This window comes from uncultured Microbacterium sp., assembly GCF_945952435.1.
In the GTDB taxonomy this organism is placed as follows: Bacteria; Actinomycetota; Actinomycetes; order Actinomycetales; family Microbacteriaceae; genus Microbacterium.
Map to the genome: position 1 here is coordinate 1 of NZ_CAMFHZ010000040.1, position 3,555 is coordinate 3,555.

The following is a 3,555-nucleotide window of genomic DNA, read 5'->3' on the forward strand; positions in this document are numbered from 1 at the left end:
CTGCTGCAGTTCCGACTGCTGCGGACGAAGGACTGAGAGGACCTCGTCATGACCGTTTCCGTCACCGCGCCGCCTCGGCGCACGGGGCGCCATCGTCGGGCCTTGACCGGACGTGCCGTCACCTACATCGTGCTGATCGTCGGGCTCATCGTCTGGATGCTGCCGTTCGCCTGGATGCTGCTGGGATCGGTCAAGACCCAGGCCGAGATCCTGCAGCGCCCGCCCACCTGGTGGCCGCGCGAGTTCACGTGGGACAACTTCGCCCAGTGGTTCGGGCCGCTGGACATCGGCCGGTTCTTCACCAACAGCATCGTGGTGGCCCTGTTGACGGTGCTCGGCAATCTCGTCTTCTGCTCGATGGTCGGCTACGCGCTGGCGAAGATGGACTTCCCGGGTAAGAAGGCGCTGTTCGCCGTCGTGCTCGTCACGCTCATGGTGCCGGGCGTCGTCACCTTCGTGCCGCTGTTCGTGATGGTCTCCTCGCTGGGGCTGACCAGCAGCTACGCGGCGCTGATCCTGCCGTTCATCACGACGCCGCTCGGGGTGTTCCTCATGCGCCAGTTCATGCTCGGCATCCCCGACGAGCTCATCGAGGCGGCGCGCATCGACGGGGCGGGGGAGCTGCGCATCTTCGCCCGTGTCGTCATGCCGCTGTGCGGGCCGCCGCTGGCGACCCTCGGCATTCTGACGTTCCTGGCCTCGTGGAACAACTTCCTCTGGCCTCTCGTCGCTGCCCAGACCGAGAACATGTACACGCTGCCGGTGGCGCTGTCGCTGTATTCGACGGGCCAGAACGCGACCGACTACGGCCTGCTGCTGGCGGGATCGGTGCTCGTGATCGCGCCCATCCTGCTGCTGTTCGTCTTCCTGCAGCGCTACTTCATCCAGGGCGTCGCCACAACCGGGCTCAAATGAGCCCTCGCCGACCCGCCTCGAGAAAGAGAACCATGACCCCCACGTTCCTCACCGCGCCCGACGGCACCCGTTTTCGCGACCTCAACGGCAACCAGGTGATGGATCCGTACGAGGACCCGCGCCTGAGCGCCGACGAGCGTGCCGCCGATCTCGTTGCCCGCATGAGCCTGGAGGAGAAGTGCGGTCTGATGTTCCAGACCGTCATCGAGGTGGGCGAGGACGGCGAGCTGCTGGAGACGCCGGGACGGATCTCGAAGTCGCCGACCTCGGCGGTGGTGCTCGGCAAGCACCTGACGCACTTCAACGTGCACGCGATCCGCTCCGCGCGGCAGGCGGCGGTGTGGAACAACAACCTCCAGATGCTCGCGACGCAGACCCCGCACGGGGTGCCGGTGACCATCAGCACCGACCCGCGGCACGCCTTCGTCGAGAACACCGGCGTCGGGTTCGCCGCCGGGCCGTTCTCGCAGTGGCCGGAGGGACTCGGTCTCGCCGCGATCGACGACGTCGAGACGGTGCGTCGTTTCGCCGACGTCGCGCGTCAGGAATACCGCGCCGTCGGCATCCGCGCCGCCCTGCACCCGCAGATCGATCTCGCGACCGAGCCCCGGTGGGGCCGCCAGGCCCAGACGCTGGGCCAGGATGCCGCACGGGTCGCCGAGTTCACGGCCGCTTACCTTCAGGGCTTCCAGGGCGACGAGCTGGGGCCTGACAGCGTCGCCTGCACGACGAAGCACTTCCCCGGTGGTGGTCCGCAGAAGGACGGCGAGGACGCGCACTTCCCGTACGGCCGCGAGCAGGTCTACCCCGGCGGCATGTTCGAGTACCACCTCGAGCCCTTCCGGGAGGCGATCCGGCGCGGAACCGCGGCGATGATGCCGTACTACGGCATGCCGATCGGGCTGGAACGCCACGGGGTTCCGATCGAGGAGGTCGGCTTCGGCTACAACCGCCAGATCGTGACCGACCTGCTGCGCGACGAGCTCGGCTTCGACGGGGTCGTCGTCACCGACTGGGAGCTCGTCAACGACAACCACGTGGGCGATCAGGTGCTGCCGGCGCGCGCGTGGGGCGTCGAGGAGCTGTCGCCGAGCGAGCGCATGCTCAAGATCTTGGATGCCGGGGCCGACCAGTTCGGCGGCGAGGAGTGCGTCGACCTGCTGATCGACCTCGTCCGGGCCGGGCGCGTCCCGGAGGAGCGCATCGACGCCTCGGCGCATCGCATCCTGCGGGTGAAGTTCCAGCTGGGCTTGTTCGACGACCCGTTCGTCGATCCCGACGAGGCCGAGCGCATCGTCGGCAACGCGGAGTTCCGCGCCGAGGGGGAGCGGGCGCAGGCGCGCTCGCTGACCGTCGTCGTCAATCGCGCCACCGCGGACGACGACTACCCCGTGCTGCCGCTGGCCGCGGACGGCACCGGCCGCGTCTACGTGGAGGGCTTCCGGGCGGAGGACGTCGCTGAGCTGGGCGAGGTCGTGGCCGATCCGGCCGCCGCCGATCTCGCCCTGGTGCGTCTCGGCGCCCCGTTCGAGCCGCGCGACGATCTCTTCCTCGAGGCCTGGTTCCACCAGGGCTCGCTCGAGTTCCCGCCCGGGCGCGTCTACCGCATGCGACGGATCGCGCAGCAGTGCCCGCTGGTGCTCGTCGTCAACCTCGACCGGCCCGGCATCCTCACACCGTTTGCGGAGTTCGCGTCGGCGATCGTCGTCGACTTCGGCAGCTCCGCGCGCGCCGTGCTCGATGTGCTCACCGGTCGTGTCGCTCCCGAGGGGCGCCTGCCGGTGGAACTGCCGCGGTCGATGGATGCCGTGCGCGCCGCTCGCGAAGATGTACCGTCGAATACGGGTGATCCGCTGTTCGCGGTGCACTTCGGTCTCGAGCTGGCGGTACCGGCGGGACAACGCGCCGACCGGTGACGCGCACGCGAGCCGCCGCGGGCCGCCGATGACGAAGGGACAGCCGATGAGTGATGCCGCTGCGCGCCGTCCGACGGTCTACGACGTCGCGCAGGAGGCGGGTGTCTCGATCGCCTCCGTGTCGTTCGCCTTCCGACGCCCCGAGCGGATCAGCGAAGCTACGCGCGAGCGGGTGCTGGCCGCCGCGCGGCGGTTGGGGTACGCCCCGAGCGCGGCGGCGCGAGGACTCGCGAACGGACGCACGGGAACGCTCGGCCTGCACGCGTTCGACCTCATGCTGGAACGGGCCGACCCGCGCGATGTCGCACCCCCGCGACCCGATGTGCGGGCGCCCTGGGACGCCGCGTCGATCATCCCGTGGTCGCAGACCGACGACGAGACCCTCGCCGATCCGCGGGCGTTCCCGCTCTACGTCGACGAGATCCAGCGCGGCTTTGCGCTGGAGTGCTGGATGCTCGGGCGGCCGGTCATGCTCTCCAGCGGGTCGGACAGCGATGTGTCGGTCGCCGATACGGCGGGCCGGGTCGACGGACTGGCCATCTTCCCGTCGCCGGTGCTGCCGGCGGCCCTGCTGCGGATGCCCGCGACGATCCCGACGGTCCTGTTCAGCGTCGCTCCCGGCGACGATCCCCATCACCGCGTTCGCGTGGACAACGCCGGAGGGATGAGTGCGCTGATCGACCACCTCGTCGGCGACCACCAGTACGACGACGTCGCCTTCGTC

The 3,555-nt window shown here is 69.6% G+C and carries 3 protein-coding genes; all 3 read left to right on the forward strand.

Going from position 1 to position 3,555, the window contains the following annotated elements; genetic code table 11:
* Positions 1-48 precede the first annotated feature (48 nt).
* The gene (locus tag Q0P88_RS14025) at positions 49-915 is read left to right on the forward strand and encodes a carbohydrate ABC transporter permease (protein WP_295014966.1); all 867 of its coding nucleotides are present in this window, start codon (positions 49-51) and stop codon (positions 913-915) included.
* 32 nt (positions 916-947) lie between these two features.
* Entirely contained in the window at positions 948-2,831 is a 1,884-nt protein-coding gene (locus Q0P88_RS14030) for a glycoside hydrolase family 3 N-terminal domain-containing protein (RefSeq protein ID WP_295014967.1), read from the forward strand.
* A gap of 46 nt (positions 2,832-2,877) precedes the next feature.
* Positions 2,878-3,555 (forward strand): LacI family DNA-binding transcriptional regulator (locus Q0P88_RS14035; RefSeq protein ID WP_295014968.1); only part of this gene is annotated, 678 nt, incomplete at its 3' end.